General features: G+C 55.4%; 18 protein-coding genes and 3 tRNA genes. 12 read left to right on the top strand and 9 right to left on the bottom strand.

Annotated elements, in window-relative coordinates:
* Positions 1-2: 2 nt before the first annotated feature.
* Complete coding sequence (locus NR201_RS13875; protein ID WP_010257875.1) at positions 3-788, bottom strand: IclR family transcriptional regulator; 786 nt, start codon at positions 786-788, stop codon at positions 3-5.
* A gap of 149 nt (positions 789-937) precedes the next feature.
* On the opposite strand from NR201_RS13875, the gene NR201_RS13870 reads away from it, so the two are divergent.
* The 3 genes from NR201_RS13870 to ypdK all read left to right on the top strand — a co-directional run bounded on the left by NR201_RS13870 (position 938) and on the right by ypdK (position 3,844).
* Positions 938-2,536, top strand: a complete 1,599-nt coding sequence (locus NR201_RS13870; RefSeq protein ID WP_033778697.1) for an MFS transporter — start codon at positions 938-940, stop codon at positions 2,534-2,536.
* Positions 2,537-2,538: 2 nt separating this feature from the next.
* Positions 2,539-3,567, top strand: coding sequence for an HlyD family secretion protein (locus NR201_RS13865; RefSeq protein ID WP_256849866.1), 1,029 nt, complete (start codon positions 2,539-2,541; stop codon positions 3,565-3,567).
* 202 nt (positions 3,568-3,769) lie between these two features.
* Positions 3,770-3,844, top strand: coding sequence for a membrane protein YpdK (ypdK, locus tag NR201_RS22740; protein ID WP_099257831.1), 75 nt, complete (start codon positions 3,770-3,772; stop codon positions 3,842-3,844).
* Positions 3,845-3,895: 51 nt separating this feature from the next.
* Here ypdK and alaC read toward each other — a convergent pair whose 3' ends face one another.
* Together alaC and NR201_RS13850 are read right to left on the bottom strand one after the other, a co-directional pair.
* Entirely contained in the window at positions 3,896-5,128 is a 1,233-nt protein-coding gene (gene alaC, locus NR201_RS13855) for an alanine transaminase (protein ID WP_033744233.1), read from the bottom strand.
* A gap of 117 nt (positions 5,129-5,245) precedes the next feature.
* Entirely contained in the window at positions 5,246-5,770 is a 525-nt protein-coding gene (locus tag NR201_RS13850; protein ID WP_010671373.1) for a GNAT family N-acetyltransferase, read from the bottom strand.
* Positions 5,771-6,049: 279 nt separating this feature from the next.
* Between NR201_RS13850 and NR201_RS13845 the strand changes: the two genes are divergently transcribed.
* On the top strand, positions 6,050-7,720 hold the full coding sequence (locus tag NR201_RS13845) for a sensor histidine kinase (RefSeq protein ID WP_010257859.1): 1,671 nt from the start codon (positions 6,050-6,052) through the stop codon (positions 7,718-7,720).
* Complete coding sequence (locus NR201_RS13840) at positions 7,717-8,445, top strand: LytTR family DNA-binding domain-containing protein (protein ID WP_031590540.1); 729 nt, start codon at positions 7,717-7,719, stop codon at positions 8,443-8,445. Before NR201_RS13845 ends, NR201_RS13840 begins: the two co-directional genes overlap by 4 nt.
* Positions 8,446-8,602: 157 nt before the next feature.
* Here NR201_RS13840 and glk read toward each other — a convergent pair whose 3' ends face one another.
* On the bottom strand, positions 8,603-9,568 hold the full coding sequence (gene glk / locus NR201_RS13835; RefSeq protein WP_010257856.1) for a glucokinase: 966 nt from the start codon (positions 9,566-9,568) through the stop codon (positions 8,603-8,605).
* A gap of 160 nt (positions 9,569-9,728) precedes the next feature.
* Complete coding sequence (gene ipdC / locus NR201_RS13830) at positions 9,729-11,381, bottom strand: indolepyruvate decarboxylase (RefSeq protein WP_256849865.1); 1,653 nt, start codon at positions 11,379-11,381, stop codon at positions 9,729-9,731.
* 219 nt (positions 11,382-11,600) lie between these two features.
* Between ipdC and mgrA the strand changes: the two genes are divergently transcribed.
* Positions 11,601-12,590: an L-glyceraldehyde 3-phosphate reductase gene (mgrA, locus tag NR201_RS13825; protein WP_256849864.1), complete on the top strand. Its 990-nt coding sequence runs from the start codon at positions 11,601-11,603 to the stop codon at positions 12,588-12,590.
* A gap of 172 nt (positions 12,591-12,762) precedes the next feature.
* On the top strand, positions 12,763-13,158 hold the full coding sequence (locus tag NR201_RS13820) for a DUF2502 domain-containing protein (RefSeq protein WP_010257849.1): 396 nt from the start codon (positions 12,763-12,765) through the stop codon (positions 13,156-13,158).
* Between the two features lie 362 nt (positions 13,159-13,520).
* Here NR201_RS13820 and NR201_RS13815 read toward each other — a convergent pair whose 3' ends face one another.
* Positions 13,521-14,762, bottom strand: coding sequence for an Nramp family divalent metal transporter (locus tag NR201_RS13815; protein WP_256849863.1), 1,242 nt, complete (start codon positions 14,760-14,762; stop codon positions 13,521-13,523).
* Between the two features lie 369 nt (positions 14,763-15,131).
* Here NR201_RS13815 and NR201_RS13810 point away from each other — a divergent pair, with 369 nt between their 5' ends.
* Positions 15,132-16,322 (top strand): NupC/NupG family nucleoside CNT transporter, encoded by a 1,191-nt coding sequence (locus NR201_RS13810; protein WP_010671371.1) that lies wholly within the window; start codon positions 15,132-15,134, stop codon positions 16,320-16,322.
* 326 nt (positions 16,323-16,648) lie between these two features.
* Here the strand turns inward: NR201_RS13810 and NR201_RS13805 are convergent.
* Positions 16,649-16,724 (bottom strand) — tRNA-Ala (locus tag NR201_RS13805).
* Between the two features lie 44 nt (positions 16,725-16,768).
* Positions 16,769-16,844, bottom strand: a tRNA-Ala gene (locus tag NR201_RS13800).
* Between the two features lie 359 nt (positions 16,845-17,203).
* On the opposite strand from NR201_RS13800, the gene NR201_RS13795 reads away from it, so the two are divergent.
* The 3 genes from NR201_RS13795 to NR201_RS13785 all read left to right on the top strand — a co-directional run bounded on the left by NR201_RS13795 (position 17,204) and on the right by NR201_RS13785 (position 18,835).
* The gene (locus NR201_RS13795; RefSeq protein WP_010257841.1) at positions 17,204-17,992 is read left to right on the top strand and encodes a formate/nitrite transporter family protein; all 789 of its coding nucleotides are present in this window, start codon (positions 17,204-17,206) and stop codon (positions 17,990-17,992) included.
* 111 nt (positions 17,993-18,103) lie between these two features.
* A complete protein-coding gene (locus NR201_RS13790; RefSeq protein WP_010257838.1) occupies positions 18,104-18,457 on the top strand; it encodes a YfeC-like transcriptional regulator in 354 nt (117 codons plus the stop codon).
* Positions 18,458-18,481: 24 nt separating this feature from the next.
* The gene (locus NR201_RS13785; protein WP_010257835.1) at positions 18,482-18,835 is read left to right on the top strand and encodes a YfeC-like transcriptional regulator; all 354 of its coding nucleotides are present in this window, start codon (positions 18,482-18,484) and stop codon (positions 18,833-18,835) included.
* Positions 18,836-18,868: 33 nt separating this feature from the next.
* On the opposite strand, the gene gltX is transcribed toward NR201_RS13785, so the two are convergent.
* The gene (gene gltX / locus NR201_RS13780) at positions 18,869-20,284 is read right to left on the bottom strand and encodes a glutamate--tRNA ligase (protein WP_010257834.1); all 1,416 of its coding nucleotides are present in this window, start codon (positions 20,282-20,284) and stop codon (positions 18,869-18,871) included.
* 272 nt (positions 20,285-20,556) lie between these two features.
* Between gltX and NR201_RS13775 the strand changes: the two genes are divergently transcribed.
* A tRNA-Val gene (locus NR201_RS13775) sits at positions 20,557-20,632 on the top strand.
* The last annotated feature ends 1 nt before the right edge of the window (position 20,633 follow it).

Genomic DNA, 20,633 nt, shown 5'->3' with positions numbered 1-20,633 from the left:
GCTTATCCTTCTATCGCGGCGACTTTGCCGATTTCACGCACCAGTGCCTCTTTACACTTCAGCATCTCGTCACGAAAACGGGCTTCGTGTCGCAGAAAACGTGCAGAAGGCACCAGCAAAGAGACAGAAAAGCGACCAAACAGCGTATCCAGCGCAAACGCCATGGTAGAGATACCTTCCAGCGTTTCACCGCGATCCACGGCGATACCGGTTTCGCGCACTTCCCTGATAAGTTGCAGCAACTGAGGCAGCGTTTTCACCGTCATATCGGTTAACTCCTGCCAGGCGTCGCCAACGATCGTCCGTACATCTTTTTCACACTCCAGCGCCAGCAACGCCCGTCCACCGGAGGTGCTGTAGAGCGGCAGATTGAGCCCCATATGCGGAACCACCCGAAGCTCACGCGACGCCACCACGTGGTGAATTATCGCCAGCTGACTGCCGCTGGCGCGCGCCAGTGAGACGGTTTCATTGGTGTCGGAAGAGAGTTTTTCCAGCAGCGGACTGACCAGATCAACCACATCGGTATGTACGCTGGAGATCAGTTTTAACAGCGCCGGCCCCAGACGCAGTCCGCCCGCCCCGCTGCTGCGCACCAGTTCTGCGCTGTCGAGCGCGGCAACAATACGCTGCACCGTTGAGCGCGGCAGTTCGACCGCCTGAGCGATCTCACCGAGGCTCATGCCGCCGGGCTGTTCACCAAGCGCATTAAGTATTTTTGCCGCACGGGCGATGACCTGTATACCGCCCGTTTTTTCATCCTCGCGGCTGGAGGGTTGATGTGCCATAGCGTCGTCCTGTTTGAGCTGCCTTACTGTAGCGCGAATGCCGCACTTTTTACAGCCTGTACCACATTGCAATACAGTATACCGGGATGTAATATTACGACCTGTATCACATCGCAGTACACTGCATCATAATAACGAGATCGCCTGCAATGAACGCTAAGCCTGCCGCCGCGCCGGCCCCTCATCCTTTTACACTGCGACTGGCACTGGGATTAGTCGGCGTGCTCATCGCCGCCCTGACCTCCGGGCTGAACGATCGCGTCAGTGATATCGCGCTGGCCGATATCCGTGCCGCGATCGGCATCAGTTACGATCAGGGTAGCTGGATTATCTCTGGCTATCAGGCGGCAGAAGTGGCCGCCATGATGATTGCGCCCTGGTTTGCCGTCACCCTGTCGCTGCGGCGTTTTACGTTAGGCGTGTCGGCGGGATTTATGCTGACCGGCATTCTGCTGCCGCTGGTGCGGGATCCGACGCTGTTTATCAGCCTGCGCGTATTGCAGGGCCTGTTTGGCGGCGCCTTACCGCCAATGCTGATGACAGTCGCCCTGCGCTTTCTGCCGCCGCCCTTTAAACTTTTTGGCCTGGCGGGCTATGCCCTCACCGCGACGTTTGGCCCCAATATGGCGGCCTCGCTGGCCTCGTTGTGGACCGATCACGTCAGCTGGATGATGGTGTTCTGGCAGGTCGTGCCGTTGATGCTGATCGCTATGCTGCTGACAGGATGGGGATTGCCCCAGGATCCGCTGCGGCCGGAACGTTTTCAGCAGATCGATCTGTTCGGCATGGTGACCGGCTGCAGTGGTGTTGCGCTTCTGATTCTGGTGCTGACCCAGGGTGAGCGCCTCGACTGGCTGAACTCGCCACTGATTACCGGTATGTTGCTCACCGCGCTGCCGCTGCTGCTGGTTTTCCTGATTAATGAGTGGTTTCACCCGCTGCCGCTGTTTAAATTGCAGATGCTCCGACGGCCAAATCTGGCGCATGGCTTGCTGGGCCTGGCCTGCGTGCTCATCCTTGGGCTTTCTGGCTCCGCGCTGCCTTCGGCCTATTTTGCTCAGGTCAGCGGCTTTCGCACCCTTGAGTTTGCCCCGCTGGCGCTGGCGGTGGGCCTGCCGCAACTGCTGATCGCACCGCTGATTGCAGCCCTGCTGAATATCCGCTGGATCGACTGCCGCTGGATGCTGACGGCGGGCGTCGGCTTGCTGGTGACCTCCTGTCTGCTGGGCACACAGATCACCAGTGACTGGGCAAGACAGAATTTCTGGCTGCTGCAGATCCTGCAGGCGTTCGGACAACCGATGATCATTTTGCCGATACTGATGAGCGCCACCAGCGTTGTGGCCCCGCCAGAAGGCCCGTTTGCCTCGGCAATGTTTAATACGGTGCGCGGCTTTTCCAGCATCGCTGCCTCTACGCTGGTTGAGGTTTTCCTTTCGCATCGTGAGCAGTTTCACTCCAGTGTGCTGATTAATCAGGCGGCCAGTCGCAGCTGGCTGATGACAGCGCCGACGGCCAGTCAGGCCAGCAGCAGCTTGCCGCTGTTGCCGGATGGCAGCATCAGCGCCGCCGATAATCTCAGCGGATTCGCCACCCTGGTCAGGCATCAGGCCACGATCCTCGGCCTGAGCGACAGCTGGCTGATGCTGACCGGCTTTGCCGCCTGCCTGTTATTGCTTACCGCCATCCTGCCAAAACGGGTGTGGCCGCCTCAAACTTTGATTCAAAACCCTTCCCGGAATAACTGAATATGCGTGCTTTCGAAATGAAAAGAACCCTGCTGCTGAGTCTGTTGCTGCTGGTGTTACTGGCCATCGCTTTTGTGGTCTGGTCACTGATGACCGGCAACGATCACCGCACCAACGACGCTTACGTCAATGCGGACTACACCCTGGTGGCACCGAAAGTCTCGGGCTACATCAGCCACGTGCAGGTGCAGGATAATCAGCAGGTCAAAGCGGGTCAGCTGCTGGCGACGCTGGACGATCGTGACTATCGTGTGGCGCTGGAAAGTGCGGAGGCTGACCTGCAGGTGAGCCAGGCGAAACTGCTGAGCAGCCAGGCACAGCTGGAGCAGCAGCAGTCGGTGATTGATCAGCAGAAAGCCAGCGTGGCGGCCAGCGAAGCCTCTGCGCAGTATGCCGGTCAGAGCGCCGATCGTTATAACCGCCTCTATAAAAGCGGTACCGTGGCAGCCGACGATCAGCAGAAAGCCAGCTCAAACCAGCGCTCGGCGCTGGCAGCCGTGCATCAGAGTCAGGCCGCGCTGGCATCAGCAGTAAAACAGGTGGGAGTGCTACAGGCGGCGGTGCGTTCAGCAGAAGCGGACGTTGCAGCGGCGAAGGCCAGCGTCGATCAGGCCAGGCTGAATCTCTCCTACACGCGCATTACTGCGCCCGTTGACGGCATGGTGGGTCAGCGCTCGGTGCGGACCGGCGCGTACGTATCAGCCGGCACCCGTCTGCTGGCGGTGGTGCCACTGCAGCAAACCTACATTACCGCTAACTATCTTGAGACGCAGTTAAGCGATGTGCGTCCCGGCCAGCGGGTGCGGATCCGGGTGGACGCCCTGCCGGGCGAGACCTTTACCGGTCATGTGGACAGCATCGCACCGGCCACCGGCGCAACTTTTTCGGCGATCTCTCCCGATAACGCCACCGGCAACTACACTAAAGTCGTTCAGCGTCTGCCGGTGAAAATTGTGCTGGATGGCGACCAACAGCATCTGGCTCAGTTACGTGTAGGCATGTCGGTGATCCCTGAAATCGAAGTGCCGTAAAATTGTGAGCAATATCTCAGAACGGACCTATTTCATTTGGGGAGGATTACGCGTAAATTAGCGCTCGATCCTGTTCTGAGTTATTCAGATCAACCCGGAAGAGAGCAGACCATGACTGTAAATGGCGATCTCTTTTCCACATCTGTTCGCGTTGCACTGGTTTGGGATCGCCATCATCGTAACCGCTCAGAGGAGTTGCTTTGTGAAATATGCCTTGATGGGAATATCTTTTTTCGCGTTACTTTGGTTCGGAACCTTTGTTCTGCTGCTGAAGTAATGGCGTGACAGTGCCGCCACGGGGCGACCCTTGAGTCGCCCCTGCTGGCTGTCAGCGTTCTTCTTCCATTTTTATGCTGCCTGGCAATATGCCATCGGCACGAAACATCGCTTTAATTCCCCGTACCGCCTGACGAATACGATCGCTATTCTCTATCAGCGCAAAACGTACGTGCGTGTCGCCATAGTCGCCAAACCCGATACCGGGCGAGACACAGACTTTCGCCTCCTGCAGCAGTTTCTTAGCGAACTCCAGCGACCCAAGATGTGCGTAATGGTCCGGTATTTTTGCCCAGACATACATTGAGGCTTTCGGGTTATCCACCATCCAGCCCGCTTCATGCAATCCTTTGACCAGCACATCACGGCGGCGTTTGTACTGCTCTGCGATGTCGCGTACGCACTGTTGATCCCCTTCCAGCGCCGCAATCGCCGCCACCTGCAGTGGCGTAAAGGTGCCGTAGTCATGATAACTTTTGATTCGCGCCAGCGCGGCGACCAGCTCTTTGTTGCCCACCATGAAACCGATACGCCAGCCCGCCATGTTGTAGCTTTTTGACAGGGTAAAGAATTCGACGGCGACATCACGCGCGCCCGGCACCTGCATAATCGATGGCGCTTTCCAGCCATCGTAGACGATGTCGGCATAGGCCAGATCGTGGATCACCAGCACGTTGTACTGCTTCGCCAGCGCAATCACCCGTTCGAAAAAGTCGAGCTCCACACACTGTGCGGTAGGGTTGGACGGGAAGCCAAGAATCATCATTTTTGGCTTGGGATAGCTCTCGCGAATGGCGCGTTCCAGCTCATTGAAGAAGTCGACACCCGCCACCAGCGGCACCGAGCGTACCTGCGCCCCGGCAATCACCGCACCGTAGATATGGATCGGATAGCTGGGATTGGGCACCAGCACGGTATCACCGTGATCCAGCGTCGCCAGCATCAGGTGCGCCAGCCCCTCTTTGGAACCGATGGTAACAATCGCCTCTGATTCAGGATCGATCTCAACCTGATAGCGATCGGCGTACCAGCGCGAGATCGCCCGGCGCAGGCGCGGAATACCGCGAGAAGTGGAATAACCGTGGGTATCGTCACGCTGCGCCACCTGGCATAACTTTTCGACGATGTGTGGCGGAGTCGGACCATCCGGGTTGCCCATTGAAAAGTCGATGATATCTTCGCCGCGCCGACGCGCAGCCATCTTCAGTTCAGCGGTGATGTTGAAAACGTAAGGGGGTAAACGTTCGATACGCGAGAAACGACGGGGTGTGCTGTTATCAGCCATGATGTCCTCTGGATTACGTAAGCGCCCGGACCGTCCGAGCGACGCGGGTCACTGTGGTGACCCGTTACGAACATAACGTGGCGAGGATCATTTTGTCGAGGGTGGCGGAAAATATTTTTATTTTTGCGGATTCAGCCGCCCCAGCAGCCAATCGTTCACCCAGCAGCCGTTCAGCAGATAATTATCCCGTAGCGTGCCCTCCAGCTGAAAGCCGTTTTTCTCCAGAATACGGCGTGACGCCCAGTTCCCTTCAATCACCATCGCTTTGAGTTTGTGGAAATCGGCTTCAAGCAAAAACTGACACAGCGCCGCCAGGGCTTCGCTGCCATATCCCTGCCCACAGTGGCGATGCAGCAGCATATAGCCCACCTCCGCCTGACGGTATGGCTCCCATTCGGGGCTGCAGCCAAACAGGCCAATCGGCTCACCGTTGTCACGACGTCGCGCAACCAGGCAGAGCATATGAAAACTGCTCGCCTGCCAGGGGGCCAGACGCTCGGTGAAGCGCTGGCGGATATCCGCTTCATCGGGGATTTCGCTCACCCAGGTCATGGTGTTGCGATCTTCATGGACGGCACGAAACAGTTGCCAGTCTTCTGGCTGTAATTTACTCAGGGTTAATCTGGCGGTGACAAGTTGCATCTGCTGCTCCCGATGGGCGCGGTTTTCCAGCGGTCACTGGCGCACCTCATCGCGCAACATAGCAAAACGGCACCTTAGCGACCAGCCTCTGCAGGTCGAAAAAACTGTTCCCCTTTAATGCACTCAACCTTTCCTCTTTTTGCCCATATGCCGTAAAAATTGATCTGAAGCACTAACTCCCACCGTGATTGATCGGGACGCTAGCGGTTCGCGATCACATTTTTTATCATAGAGGCACTTTCCATTGCCGACGAGTCGCCTGTGTCCTCCCACTTCACGATGTTACTGGCAGTATTTGACCGCGCCGCCCTGATGCTGATCTGCCTGTTCTTCCTGACACGCACCCGCCCGTTTCGTCAGCTGCTGCAAAAAGATGAACACACCCGTGCGGAGAAAGTGGCGGTTACTGCCATCTTTTCCCTGTTTGCGCTGTTCAGTACCTGGTCGGGTGTCGATGTCGATGGTTCACTGCTGAATGTGCGGGTCATCGCCGTGATGGCGGGTGGCATTCTGTTTGGTCCCTGGGTCGGGATCGCCACCGGGGTTATCGCCGGTCTGCACCGTTTTCTGATCGATATTCACGGCGTGACCTCCGTGCCCTGCCTGATTACCAGCATCATTGCCGGTATCGTCGCGGGCGGTATTAATCGCCGGGTACTGAAAGAGCATCGCTGGCGTGCCGGTATCGTCGGCGGCATGCTCTGTGAAGCCCTGACGATGTTGTTGATTGTTGTGTGGGCGCGCCCCACCTCACTCGGGCTGGCGATTGTGTCGGAAATTGCCCTGCCGATGATCCTCGGTGCCTCCAGTATCGGCATCATTGTACTGCTGGTGCAGAGCGTCGAGGGGGAAAAAGAGGCGATTGCCGCCCGCCAGGCCAAGCTGGCGCTGGAGATCGCCAATAAAACCCTGCCGCTGTTCCGTCAGGTGAACAGCGACTCGCTGCGCAACATCTGTGACATTATCCGACGGGAGATCAAAGCCGATGCGGTGGCGATGACCGATAAAAAACAGATTCTGGCCTACGTCGGCTATGGCGAACATAATTATAAACATGGGGATGATGGCATCAGCCCCACCACGGCGCAGTCGATCGCCAGCGGTAAAATTATCATTAAGAACAACGATGAAGCGCATCGCACCAAAGATATTCACTCCATGATTGTGATCCCGCTGTGGGAGAAAGGCAAAGTCACCGGCACGCTGAAAATCTACTATCGCCGCGCACACCGTATTACCGGCTCGCTGAAGGAGATGGCGATCGGCCTGTCACAAATCATTTCAACCCAGCTTGAAGTATCGCGTGCCGAGCAGTTGCGCGAGATGGCTAATAAAGCGGAACTGCGTGCGCTGCAAAGTAAAATAAATCCTCATTTCCTGTTCAACGCCCTGAATGCTATCTCCTCTTCTATCCGGCTCAATCCCGATACCGCCCGCCAGCTGGTGATCAACCTGTCACGCTATCTGCGCTACAACCTGGAACTGAACGACGATGAGCTAATCGACATCCGTAAAGAGCTGTGGCAGGTGAAAGATTATATCGCCATCGAGCAGGCCCGGTTTGGCGATAAGCTGACGATGATCTATGACGTCGATGAGGATCTCCATTTTCTGCTGCCGAGTCTGCTGATCCAGCCTCTGGTGGAGAATGCCATTGTCCATGGCATCCAGCCCTGTAAAGGCAAAGGCGTGGTGACGCTGAGCGTCCGGGATCTGGGCGATCAGGTGCGGATCTCGGTGCGGGATACCGGCCAGGGCATCAGTGACGAAGTGATAGCACGGGTGGCACGCAACGAGATGCCCGGTAATAAAATCGGCCTGCTCAATGTGCATCATCGGGTAAAACTTTTGTCGGGTCAGGGATTGAATATCGTGCGGCATCAGCCGGGCACCGAGATTTCCTTTACGCTGAGTAAGAATGGCCAGCGCCTGGCGGAGAATCTGTTATGAAAGCCATTATTGTGGAAGATGAATTCCTGGCGCAGCAGGAGCTGAGCTGGATGATTCAGCATCACAGCAAAATCGAGATCGAAGCCTGTTTTGACGATGGTCTGGACGTGCTGAAGTATCTGCAACAGCATCGGGTTGATGTGATTTTCCTCGATATCAACATCCCCTCACTGGATGGCATGCTGCTGGCACAGAATATCCATCAGTTTGCCCACAAGCCACTGATTGTCTTTATTACCGCGTGGAAAGAGCATGCGGTGGAAGCGTTTGAGCTGGAGGCGTTTGACTACATTCTCAAGCCCTATCAGGAGTCGCGGATTGTCACCATGCTGAACAAGCTCGAAGCCACAGCGCAGGCGCAGCAGGCAGTCAGCCATCTCACTGCCACGCCCGCGCCGCAGACGGTCAACCTGATCAAAGATGAGCGCATTATCGTCACTGACGTGAATGATATTTACTACGTTGAGGCGCATGAGAAGCTGACGTTTGTTTATACCCGGCGCGAATCCTACGTGATGTCGATGAATATTACCGAGTTCTGTTCACGCCTGCCGGAACAGCAATTTTTCCGCTGCCACCGCTCTTTCTGCGTCAGCCTCAGCAAGATTCGTGAAATCGAGCCGTGGTTTAACAACACCTATCTGCTGAAGCTGCGCGATCTGGAGTTTCAGGTGCCGGTCAGCCGCAGTAAGGTGAAGCAGTTTCGACAGCTGATGCGCCTGTAGCGCAGGAGGGTTTAAGACCTGTTCAGAAAGAGGTGTGGCGAAGCAGGAGAGCAGCAAAAAGTTCGGGGGGATTTCCCGATCCTGCCCCGCTAAAGCAGGCCGATCGGGAAAATCGCTCGCGCGCAGAATGGCAGTACGCGCGCGAGGTAAAACAGAATCAGATTTCGCGACCCAGCGTCTGGCGCAGATGCGCGCCCGCGCCCAGCAGGCCAGGCTGGTCGTGCGTAATCATATAAACCGGGATGCTGGCAACATAGTCGCGGAAGCGGCCTTTATCTTCAAACGCCGCGCGGAAACCCGACGACTTAAAGAACTCCAGGAAGCGTGGCACGATGCCACCGGCAATATAGACACCACCAAAGGTGCCAAGATTCAGCGCCAGGTTGCCGCCGAAACGGCCCATGATGACGCAGAACATTGACAGCGCGCGACGGCAGTCGGTGCAGCTGTCATCCAGCGCACGCTGGCTGACATCTTTCGGCTTCAGGTTTTCCGGCACGCGATTATCCACTTTAACAATCGCACGATAGAGGTTAACCAGACCGGCACCTGACAGCACACGTTCCGCTGAAACATGGCCCAGCTCTTCGCGCAGCACTTCCAGGATCTGATCTTCTTCTTCGCTGTTGGCAGCGAAGTCGACATGACCGCCCTCACCTGGCAGGCTGACCCAGCGCTTGTCCACATGCACCAGATGGCTGACGCCTAATCCGGTGCCGGCACCATAAATCGCGATAGGCTTATCTTTGACTGGCTCTGTACCGCCAAACTGAATCACGTTTTCGGCGGTCAGCATCGGGATCGCCATGGATACCGCAGTGAAGTCGTTAATGATTTCCAGGTGTTCAAAACCGATGTTCTCTTTGAGCTTGCGCGTGGAAAACGCCCAGTCATGGTTGGTCATTTCAACCCAGTCATCGGTAATCGGGCAGGCAATGGCAATACAGCCATCTTTAACGTCCTGCTGTTGTTCATCAAGATAGTGGCGGATGACGGCTTCGAGGCTGTCGTATTCTGATGTTGAGAATGTTTTGGCCTGGGTGATGCTGCCGCTTTCCACCTCACACAGGGCGAGGCGTGCGTTAGTACCGCCGACATCGCCGACCAAGGCATAGGTTGTCATTCTTCTGTTGCTCCGCTTGGGGTCTTAAGAGTTGGAGGACACTATAAAATTCTGCCCATAAAACAACAACGCTCACCGGTGCGATTGGTGAGCGTCTTACTCAGGTGTGCTACAGCCTAACCGCGATAGTCCACCCTGCACAGCGGCAACTATCTGAATCTTAGCCGCCGTTGCGTTGATTCAGGCAGGCGGTGACTTTTCGTAGCAGTGGCGGCAAATCCTCTTTCTGCATGACGACTTCAACCAGAGAGAGCCACTTCGGCTCTGAGAGTCGCGCCATCACTTCCTTTAACTGCACCGTTTCACTAATACGCCAGCTCTGCGCCTGGCGCTGCAGGCTAAGGGCGTGCGGTAAGGCCGTCCAGTTCCACTGGGCAATATCATTGTAACGTTGTGTTGCGCCATGAATCGCCCGTTCGACGGTATAGCCTTCATTATTCAGCAAAAAGAGTATCAGTCGCTGCTGGTCACGCAGCATCGAACCCAGTTCCTGAATTGTCAGCTGCGCCGAACCGTCTCCGATGATCAGGATAACCCGGCGATCAGGATCGGCAGTCTGCGCGCCAAACGCTGCCGGAAGAGTATAGCCGATTGATCCCCATAATGGCTGAACCACCAGCTGCGCCTGCGAGGGCAATCTTAACGCGGCGGCCCCAAAGGCGGCTGTCCCCTGCTCGGCCAGAATAAGGTCGCCGGGTTGCAGGAATGCCTGCATCGCCTGCCAGAACGCCTGCTGGCTGATCACCGCCGCCGGTTCTGCAGGCTGCGCGGCGGGCGGTGCGGCGGCGGGTTGCCACTGCTGGCCATAGCGTTTAAACAGCGGCAGCAGTTCGCTCAGCGCCTCCGCCATCGACAGTGGCGCAAAATTTTCACCGCCCACGCTGGCGCTGAAAGGCTGCAGATCAATCAGCCGCTCAGGGTTAAACTGCTGTGTGAAGCCTGCAGTAATGGTGTCGGTAAATCGCACCCCGACGCAGATCGCCACATCCACCTGCTCGATCTGTTCGCACACCTGCCCTGCGCTGGCCTCACCGGCATAGGTACCGACGTAACCCGGCTGCTGTTCATCCAGAACCCCCTTGCCCATCAGCAGGCTGGCACAGGGAATCGTACGCTGTTCACGCAGGGCGGCCAGTGCGGACTGCTGCTGCCAGCGCAGCGCAAGAAAATCGGCCAGCAGTGAAACCCGCTGCGCCGGTGCCAGCAAACGTTCCGCCGCATCGCTGAAAGCGCGACGCGCAGCGGGCGAAGAGGATTGATGACTGTTCAGGGGCTGCGCGGGTGGCTGCACCTCCATGGCCGCCACGTCGACGGCCAGCGACAAATAGCCGGGACGGCGGGCCTGCAGCGCACTGACGATCACCCGATCAATCTCAGCCGTGGCGTTGTCGGCGGTAAGCTGTGCCGTTGCCGCACTGACTTCTGTGGCCATGCGAATAAAATGCTGGAAATCGCCATCGCCCAGCGAATGATGAACACAATCCCCCTGCAACTGGGCCTGCGTCGCAGGCGCGCCAACGATATGGATCACCGGCAGATACTCGGCATAACTGCCCGCAATGCCATTAATCGCGCTGAGCTCGCCCACACCAAACGTGGTCAATAGCGCTCCCGCGCCGTTGCAGCGTGCATAACCGTCTGCCGCATAGGCTGCGTTAAGCTCATTAGCGCAGCCTACCCAGCTGATGGCCGGATGGGCGATGACGTGGTCAAGAAATTGCAGGTTATAGTCGCCCGGCACGCCAAACAGATGCTTTACACCAATCTCCTGCAGACGGGTCAGCAGGTAATCTCCAACAGTAAACGTGGACATTGCGCATTCCTTTCAGGGAAGAGTCGGGTTAAGTATCTGACAGAGGATGAAATTAGCGAGGCGTGCCGCTATTTTAGCCAGCCGCAATGGCTGGAAAGGCGACGTTACGCTGGCGGAATATTCTGTAAAAATGCGAATTGCAGCGCGCTGTCACTGAGTGTAACCGTATACACTGATAGACTTTTGGCACATATCCCCGTTTTTACCCAGGAGCGCTGAATGTCCCTTTTCCCTCATCCCGATCGCTATCAACAGATGGAATATCGCCGCAGCGGCCGCAGCGGAATCAAACTGCCCGCCATTTCGCTGGGGCTGTGGCATAACTTTGGTGACAGTACCCGGGTCGATAACAGCCGTGAGCTGCTGCGTCATGCGTTTGACCTTGGCATCACGCACTTCGACTTAGCCAACAATTACGGTCCACCCCCTGGCTCAGCAGAAGAGAACTTCGGGCGTATTCTGCGGGAAGATTTTCGTGCCCATCGTGATGAGCTGATCATCTCCACTAAAGCGGGCTATACCATGTGGCAGGGGCCTTATGGGGATTGGGGTTCGCGTAAATATCTGGTCGCCAGTCTGGATCAGAGCCTGAAGCGAATGGGGCTGGAGTATGTGGATATTTTCTATCATCACCGTCCCGATCCGGAAACCCCGCTGGAAGAGACAATGCGCGCGCTGGACCATGTGGTGCGCCAGGGCAAAGCGCTTTACGCTGCCCTTTCTAACTATCCGGCCGATCTCGCCGCCGAAGCGATAGCTATCCTGCGCGATCTCGGCACCCCTTGTCTGATTCACCAGCCGCGCTATTCGATGTTTGAACGCACACCTGAGCAGGGATTGATTCAGACGCTGGGCGATGCGGGCGTCGGCTGTATCGCCTTCTCTCCGCTGGCAGGCGGCGTGCTCACCGATCGCTATCTGCAGGGCATTCCTGAAGATTCGCGCGCGGCCAGCGGCAGCAAGTTCCTGAATGAGAACCAGCTGACGGATGAGAAGATGGAGAAAGTCCGCAAGCTTAATGCTATTGCGCAGCAGCGCGAACAGAAGCTGGCGCAGATGGCGCTGGCGTGGGTGCTGCGCGATGAGCGTGTGACTTCAGTACTGATCGGAGCCAGCAAAACAGCCCAGATCGATGACGCGGTGGCGATGCTCGCTCGCCGTCAGTTCAGCGACAGCGAGTTAGTTGCGATTGACGCGGCGCTGCTGTAACGATTTTAGCGCCCGGCTGAGGCCGGGCGTTTTCTGCGCCAGAATAGTCTCAAACCCCTTTCTCTCCCCAATTTCCTCACAATCTTCCGACACAATGATGCGGTAACAACAGCAATACGCAGGCATAATCGCTGCGCCGCAACAGCATCAGACTGTTGATGAGGAGAAGAAAATGAAAAGAGCCCTTATTTTTGCTGCCCTGCTGGCCCTGTTGTCGCCGCTGGCACACCACACAGCCCAGGCCTCCAGTGCCTCTATTACTCTGGCCCCCGGCGTCACCCTGAATCTTGGCGATCGCGATCGCCGTGGCTATTACTGGGATGGTGGTCGCTGGCGTGAACCGCGCTGGTGGAACGACCGCTATTCTTACAACGAACGCCGCTGGTGGCGACACGAAGAGTGGCGTCGTCAGCAGCAGTGGGAGCGCGAACGCCGCTGGCATGAGCGCGACCGTGAGCGTCGCTGGGAACATCAGTATCGTCGCGATCGTGATCGTGGCTGGGATCATCATGACCGTCGTGGTCCTGACCATCGCGGTCCAGACCATCACGGACACGATCGCCATTAATAAAAACGCCCGGCAGAACCGGGCGTTTCAGACAACACAAAGACTTCAATCAGTGTGATTCTGGCCGCAACGCATAAACTCAACGCGCAGGGAACACGGTCAGAAGAGGAAAGCGTCCCGCGACATGGACAAAAACGCCGGGAGCGTTTTTGAACAACGCAACGCGTTGGCCCGGCTACGGGCGCACCTCAAGGATGAGGTGCGTAATCGCGCGGGCCGAGCATGTCATGGATGACGGATTTTGCGTCTTTCCGATCTGACCGTGTTTCCTGCGCTGGCTCGGTATCACTGCGAACCTGGCCAGACGTTGCCAACAAGAAAATGCCCGGCATAGCCGGGCGTTTTCTTGTTTACCATAACCGCTACAGCCCCAGCGCTTCACCCACCAGCAGGTAAAGATTCAGCGTAATCACCAGCAGCACGATCAGTCGCCCGGTATTCTGCAGCAGACGCGAGTTAACCATATCATCGCCCATCAGCTCGCGGTTGCCGGTAAAGGAGAGCAGCGGAATCAACGCCAGCGCAATACCAAAACTCAGCAGCACCTGACTCATTACCAGAACCCTTGTCGGGTCCCAGCCGGCCCAGATGACAATAAAAGAGGGCAGCATGGTGACGGTTCGGCGCACCCACAGGGGAATATGGAAGTGGATAAAGCCCTGCATCACCACCTGCCCCGCCAGCGTACCGACCACCGTTGAAGATAATCCGGCGGCCACCAGGCTCAGACCAAACACCGTCGCCGCTGCCTGACCTAACAGCGGTTGCAACGTCAGATAGGCCTGATCGAGTTCAGCGATTTTACTGTGCCCGCTGAAGTGAAACGCCGCTGCGGCAGTCGCCATCATTGCCAGGTTAACAAATCCGGCGATGGTCATGGCAATCGCCACATCCAGTTTAGTTGAGGAGTACCGCTGACCTTTGCTGTCCTCACTTTTGCCCTGCGTCAGCGCGGAGTGCAGGTAAATCACGTGCGGCATAATGGTCGCACCCAGCACACCCGCCGCCAGGAATACAGCATCCGACGTTGGTAACGCGGGCAGCGCCATACCGATCACCAGCTCTTTGACACTGGGCTGGGAGAAAAAGAGTTCGACGATATAGGCCGCCGCCACAAACAGCAGAAGTCCGCCAATCACCAGCTCCAGCGGCTTTTGCCCCCGGCTCTGTAACATCAATATCAGGAACGTGGCGATGCCTGTCAGCACCGCGCCCTGCATCAATGAAATGCCGAGCAGCAGTTTGAACCCCAGCGCGGCACCGATAAATTCCGCCAGGTCAGTGGCCATCGCGATAATTTCCGCCTGCACCCAGTAAAACCAGACGGCAGGCCGGGGAAAACGATCGCGGATGTGTTCAGCGAGGTTTTTGCCGGTAGCGATACCCAGCTTGGCTGACATCAGCTGAATCAGCATGGCCATGATGTTGGCCCATACCACCACCCACAGCAATTTGTAGCCGTAAGCAGCGCCCGCCTGAATGTTGGTCGCAAAGTTGCCCGGATCGATATAGCCGATAGCGGCGATAAAAGCGGGCCCCAGTAGTGCGAGTTTGACTTTTCTGACTCCGCGAGCGGCGCGCTCGGCGGTACGACTTTCAAACATATCCGGTACCCTGTCTGAACATTTGCCTGCCCCGGCAGCTTAGGGGTTAGCAGGTGCAAGTGAAATTCGTTTATTGTTATCGGTGTAATAGATGCTGCTATAAAGTATAGCCATTGCTATACATTACAGTAAAGGATGTGATTGCTAAAAATGTGAGCAATAGTGTCACTTTACGCCCGGTGTAAAATTCAGACAATAATTATGTGGTTATCTGAAGTGAAGTATTTGTAAACAGGACGTGATCTCTGGAACTTTTCTGGAAAATATAACGATAGCGAATACTTATATTGTGGTTCAGATCTCGTTTTTAAGTAACGCGTTACATAAAATACGCAACAAAATACAACCCTCCTCAAATTTGGAGCAACCATGTCCCATATTTTGCAATTTCTTTTAGCACTGGTGGTGGTCGGGATACTCGCCTTGCTGGTCAGTCACGATCGTAAAAGCATTCGCATTCGCTACATTATACAGCTACTGGTGATTGAAATTGTGCTCGCCTGGTTCTTCCTGAACTCAGAAGCGGGACTCGGTTTCGTCAAAGGATTCGCGGGCTTCTTTGACCATCTGCTGAAGTATGCCGCTGAGGGTACCAACTTCGTCTTCGGCAACATGAGCGACAAAGGCCTGGCCTTCTTCTTCCTTAACGTATTGTGCCCTATCGTCTTTATCTCTGCGCTGATCGGTATTCTGCAGCATTTCCGTATCCTGCCATGGGTGATTCGCGGTATCGGTACCGTACTGTCGAAAGTGAATGGCATGGGAAAACTGGAATCTTTCAACGCCGTGAGTTCTCTGATACTGGGACAATCAGAAAACTTCATCGCCTATAAAGATATCCTGGGCCAAATGTCACAGCGCCGCATGTACACCATGGCCGCGACCGCGATGTCGACCGTCTCGATGTCGATCGTCGGCGCCTACATGACCATGCTGCAGCCGAAGTATGTGGTCGCCGCGCTGGTGCTCAACATGTTCAGCACCTTTATCGTGCTGTCGCTGATCAACCCTTATCGCGTAGAGAACGAAGAAGATCTGCAGTTGCAGGATCTGCACAAAGGCCAGAGCTTCTTTGAGATGCTGGGCGAGTATATCCTGGCCGGTTTCCGCGTCGCGATTATCGTTGCCGCCATGCTGATTGGTTTTATCGCGCTGATTTCAGGTCTGAATGCGCTGTTTGATCTGATCTTCGGCATCTCCTTCCAGGGCGTTCTCGGCTTTGTCTTCTATCCGTTTGCCTGGGTGATGGGCGTGCCTGCTGGCGAAGCGTTGCAGGTCGGCAGTATTATGGCGACCAAGCTGGTGTCGAATGAGTTTGTTGCCATGATGGATCTGCAGAAAATCGCGGGTCAGCTGTCGCCACATTCAGAAGGTATTCTGTCCGTGTTCCTGGTCTCGTTCGCTAACTTCTCTTCTATCGGCATCGTGGCCGGTGCGATTAAAGGTCTGAACGAAGAACAGGGCAACGTGGTTTCCCGCTTTGGTCTGAAGCTGCTGTACGGCTCTACGCTGGTCAGCGTGCTCTCCGCTGCTATCGCCGGTCTGGTTCTGGCGTTCTAAGCACGGTTCTGCGCACTACTCTAAGCATCAAAGGGCGAGCAGGTCTCGCCCTTCTCTTTCTGCTCTATCCTTGCTCTGCTTCCCGCTGATTCCACTTTCCTGCGTTAACTCTTTCATTGCACATGTCACATCTGCATTCAGATCGTGCACGAGAGGCGGCACAACGTCCTGCAAACAGCATCGGATGTCATGACAGGTTATGCCGGTTAATAACGCAATTAAGCGTGCGCAGCAGCGTGAATGGCAAAGCAATAGCGTTGGGATCCGCAGCAACTGGCGAATAAGAGATTAATCAGAAAGGATTTTGACAACGGCGTGTCAGAAAATGGTGGAGATAAGCGGGATCGAACCGCTGACCTCTTGCATGCCATGCAAGCGCTCTCCCAGCTGAGCTATACCCCCACATCTGGAATCGTTTTTCAGTGCCAAACTTTTGGGAAGAAGTTTGGTGGAGCTAAGCGGGATCGAACCGCTGACCTCCTGCATGCCATGCAGGCGCTCTCCCAGCTGAGCTATAGCCCCGAACCGAAAAACTGTCGCGTTAAGCGACGGACGGCATAATATGAAACCCCCTCCGGGGTGTCAACGGCAAAATGACATTCTCTGTTTGATCGCTGAAAAAGGCGGCAACCTGCGAAGTTTCAGCAGCATGCTGCAGGGGAAAATCGTGTCTGTTCACACAGGACCGTTTTTTAACTGTTATTCAGTCTGCCGTCAGGTTAATTCACGGTTAAATATGTTATAGGAATTTTCTTGTCTTCGGCTTTTTCGCATGCAAAACTTAGCCCGCTAATTTAGTGGTACCCGGGACCCTCTCCCGCGCACCACGCGTCCACCAGGCGTTATCGTCCCATTAATCATAAAAAAACTACTGAGATACTATGTCGCTGCATACACCTAAAGAAATCGCACAACTGGCGATCCAGTCAGGCGTGGCTAAAAGCCGTGCACCTGTCAGCATCCTTCTGATTCTCGGCTTTATGGCGGGCGCATTTATTGCGACCGGCTTCCTGCTGGATCTTCACGTGATCAACACCCTTCCCGCTGAATGGGGCTCTTTTGGTGGCCTGTTAGGTGCCGCGGTCTTCCCGGTGGGGATCATCATGACCGTGCTGGCGGGTGGTGAACTGCTGACCGGTAATATGATGACCTTACCGGTGGCCTGGTTCGCCCGTCGCATCAGCTTTATGAGCGTGGCGCGCAACTGGTTCTGGGTTACCCTGGCTAACTTTCTCGGCAGCGTGGCTGTCGCCTGGTTCTTTGGTCACATGCTGGGTATGACCGAGGGCGATTACCTGAAGAAGACCGTTGCTATCGCTTCTGCAAAAGTCCACGCTGATTTCCTGCACGCCTTTATTTCCGGTATCGGCTGTAACTGGCTGGTTTGCCTGGCGGTATGGCTGGCCTTTGCCAGTAAAGATGTGGTCGGCAAGATCTTCGGCATGTGGTTCCCGGTGATGGCATTTGTGGCCATTGGCTTCCAGCACGTTGTCGCTAACATGTTTATTATTCCGGCCGCCATTTTTGCCGGTCAGATGAGCTGGGCAGAGTACTTCCCTAATTTTATTGCCGTCTTCTCAGGCAATGCCGTGGGTGGTGCCGTGTTCGTTGGTCTGGCCTATTTCCTTGCATTCCGCCCTGCCGCTGAACCCGCCAGTAATCCTCAGTAATGATGTTTTGCCTTTTGTCGAGAGACAAAAGGCAATTTCAGCTTCAGTTACTTTCCCCCGTTACGTTTTGCTGTAATATGTCCTGCTAATGTATTAATCAGGGACTGCATCGTGAAAAAGGAATGGCTTACCCCCGAAGAGCTGGCTGCAGAGACGGGTTACAGTCGGCAAACGGTGAATAAATGGATCAAGCGGGAAAACTGGACGACCACGCCGAAGCCCGGTGTGCAAGGCGGTAAAGCCAGATTGATTCACATTGATGAGCGCGTGAAAAGTTTTATTCAGTCGACCCGTAACCTTAACGAGCCGACGGCAACTTATGGCACTCCGTCTAATTCATTACCTGCGTTATTAATAAGTTCCGTCCAGCAAATGACTCAGGACGAGCAGGATCAATTCACTGCACTAATCTTACGCGAAGGTATCAAGGGCGTTTTGCAGCGACTGGGAATCAGCGAAGAGTAAGGTGTATTTATCAGGGAAGGTATGATGAAAAAGGAATGGTTAACACCCGAAGAACTCGCCTCAGAGACGGGCCTGAGCCGACAGACAGTGAACAAATGGATTAAGCGCGAAAACTGGACCACCCTGCCCAGACCCGGCATTCAGGGCGGCAAGGCGCGATTGATTCATGTCGATGATCGCGTAGAAAAATTTATCCATTCGACGCGTAGCCTGCACGAACCCGCCGCAATGTACAGGGTTCCGGCAGATTCACTGACGGCACTGTTGGTGAATGCGGTTCCACAAATGAGTCAGGCTGAACAGGAGCAGCTGTCAGCGCTGATATTACGGATAGGAATTAAAGGCATGTTGCAGCGTCTGGATATTACTGAAGAGTAAAAACCGGAAGCGCGAAGCTTCCGGTTCTGTTTATTAAGCCTGCGCTTCCCGCTCACTGATAAAGGCCAGCGCCTGCTCAATACGTGCAACGCTGCGGCTGCGGCCTATCGCTTCCACGGTGACATCCAGTCCGGGTGACTGACCGGCACCGGTTACGGCCACGCGCAGCGGCATGCCCACTTTCCCCATCCCGACTTCCAGCTCATCTGCGGTGCTCTGAATAGCCTGATGTACGTTTTCAGCCGTCCACTCTTCGATCGCGGCCAGCTTATCGCGTACCACTTCCAGCGGCTGACGAGCTACCGGACGAAGATGTTTCTTCGCGGCATCGGCATCAAATTCTGCAAAGTCTTCATAGAAGTAGCGGCAGGATGCAGCCATCTCTTTCAGCGTTTTGCAGCGCTCGCCTAATAGACCAACCAGCTTCGCCAGTTCCGGGCCCGTGCGGGTATCAATTTTCTGCTCTTCAATATGCCACTGCAGATGTGTCGCCACATATTCTGGCGGCAGCGTATTGATGTAGTGATGGTTCAGCCACTGCAGTTTCTCAGTGTTGAACGCACTGGCAGACTTACTGACCGCATCCAGGGTAAAGAGCTCAGCCATTTCGGCCACGCTGAAGATTTCCTGATCGCCATGTGACCAGCCCAGACGAACCAGGTAGTTGAGCAGCGCTTCTGGCAGGTAGCCATCATCACGATACTGCATCACCCCTACCGCGCCATGACGCTTGGAGAGCTTTTTGCCGTCATCGCCCAGGATCATTGAGACGTGGGCATACACCGGAACCTGCGCGCCAATTGCTTTGAGGATGTTGATCTGACGTGGCGTGTTGTTAATGTGGTCTTCACCGCGAATCACATGGGTGATGCCCATATCCCAGTCATCCACGACGACGCAGAAGTTGTAGGTTGGCGAACCATCGGTGCGGCGGATGATCAGATCATCCAGCTCCTGGTTGCTGAACTCAATCGGGCCACGGATCTGGTCGTCAAAGATGACCGAACCTTCCTGCGGATTGCGGAAACGCACAACGCACGGCTCATCATCTGCATGATGTTCATGGCTGTCACGGCAGCGGCCGTCGTAACGCGGCTTTTCGTTGTTGGCCATCTGCTCTTCACGCAGCGCTTCCAGACGTTCTTTAGAGCAGTAGCATTTATAGGCTGTACCCGCTTCCAGCATTTCATCAATGACCGCGTTGTAACGATCAAAACGTTTTGTCTGGTAGTAAGGGCCTTCATTCCAGTCGAGGCTCAGCCAGTTCATGCCATCCATGATGGCTTCGATAGCTTCCGGCGTGGAGCGCTCCAGATCGGTATCTTCAATGCGCAGCACGAACTCGCCCTGGTTGTGACGGGCAAAGAGCCAGGAGTAAAGTGCGGTACGGGCGCCACCTACATGCAGATAGCCAGTCGGGCTGGGCGCGAAGCGTGTTTTGATTTTCATTGAGTATTGCCTTAGATGCGCGGGTTCTCTGTCTGGATGACAAAAAACAGGTTAGACGCGAAAAAACAGTGGGCACATTCTAGCATCTGACGGTGAATCCTCAATGCATGCCCGCCGGTTGCCGCCCGGGAAAAGGGGCTTTTCTGCCAGTAAAACCAGCACATTGGCTAAAAGCGCGACAGGGTGTTTAAAAATAAACCGAACGCACATTTATGTTTTAAAAAGCGTTGACTCAAAATCAACTATCCCTATAATGCGACTCCACACAGCGGGGGTGATTAGCTCAGTTGGTAGAGCATCTCCCTTACAAGGAGGGGGTCGGCGGTTCGAACCCGTCATCACCCACCAC

The sequence above is a fragment of the Pantoea sp. Fr-CA_6 genome (assembly GCF_024520895.1).
In the GTDB taxonomy this organism is placed as follows: Bacteria; Pseudomonadota; Gammaproteobacteria; order Enterobacterales; family Enterobacteriaceae; genus Pantoea; species Pantoea agglomerans.
The sequence above is the reverse complement of the archived record's forward strand: the minus strand, read 5'-3'. Positions and strand labels throughout refer to the sequence as shown.

Bases quoted from the DNA above. Each gene is read 5' to 3' on its own strand.
- NR201_RS13810 (WP_010671371.1), top strand. From the start codon at position 15,132: ATGTCCCATATTTTGCAATTTCTTTTAGCACTGGTGGTGGTCGGGATA.
- NR201_RS13870 (WP_033778697.1), top strand. From the start codon at position 938: ATGAACGCTAAGCCTGCCGCCGCGCCGGCCCCTCATCCTTTTACACTG.
- NR201_RS13865 (WP_256849866.1), top strand. From the start codon at position 2,539: ATGCGTGCTTTCGAAATGAAAAGAACCCTGCTGCTGAGTCTGTTGCTG.
- mgrA (WP_256849864.1), top strand. From the start codon at position 11,601: ATGTCCCTTTTCCCTCATCCCGATCGCTATCAACAGATGGAATATCGC.
- NR201_RS13820 (WP_010257849.1), top strand. From the start codon at position 12,763: ATGAAAAGAGCCCTTATTTTTGCTGCCCTGCTGGCCCTGTTGTCGCCG.
- NR201_RS13845 (WP_010257859.1), top strand. From the start codon at position 6,050: ATGTTACTGGCAGTATTTGACCGCGCCGCCCTGATGCTGATCTGCCTG.
- NR201_RS13840 (WP_031590540.1), top strand. From the start codon at position 7,717: ATGAAAGCCATTATTGTGGAAGATGAATTCCTGGCGCAGCAGGAGCTG.
- ipdC (WP_256849865.1), bottom strand. From the start codon at position 11,381: ATGTCCACGTTTACTGTTGGAGATTACCTGCTGACCCGTCTGCAGGAG.
- NR201_RS13815 (WP_256849863.1), bottom strand. From the start codon at position 14,762: ATGTTTGAAAGTCGTACCGCCGAGCGCGCCGCTCGCGGAGTCAGAAAA.
- NR201_RS13795 (WP_010257841.1), top strand. From the start codon at position 17,204: ATGTCGCTGCATACACCTAAAGAAATCGCACAACTGGCGATCCAGTCA.
- alaC (WP_033744233.1), bottom strand. From the start codon at position 5,128: ATGGCTGATAACAGCACACCCCGTCGTTTCTCGCGTATCGAACGTTTA.
- NR201_RS13785 (WP_010257835.1), top strand. From the start codon at position 18,482: ATGAAAAAGGAATGGTTAACACCCGAAGAACTCGCCTCAGAGACGGGC.
- gltX (WP_010257834.1), bottom strand. From the start codon at position 20,284: ATGAAAATCAAAACACGCTTCGCGCCCAGCCCGACTGGCTATCTGCAT.
- NR201_RS13850 (WP_010671373.1), bottom strand. From the start codon at position 5,770: ATGCAACTTGTCACCGCCAGATTAACCCTGAGTAAATTACAGCCAGAA.
- NR201_RS13875 (WP_010257875.1), bottom strand. From the start codon at position 788: ATGGCACATCAACCCTCCAGCCGCGAGGATGAAAAAACGGGCGGTATA.
- glk (WP_010257856.1), bottom strand. From the start codon at position 9,568: ATGACAACCTATGCCTTGGTCGGCGATGTCGGCGGTACTAACGCACGC.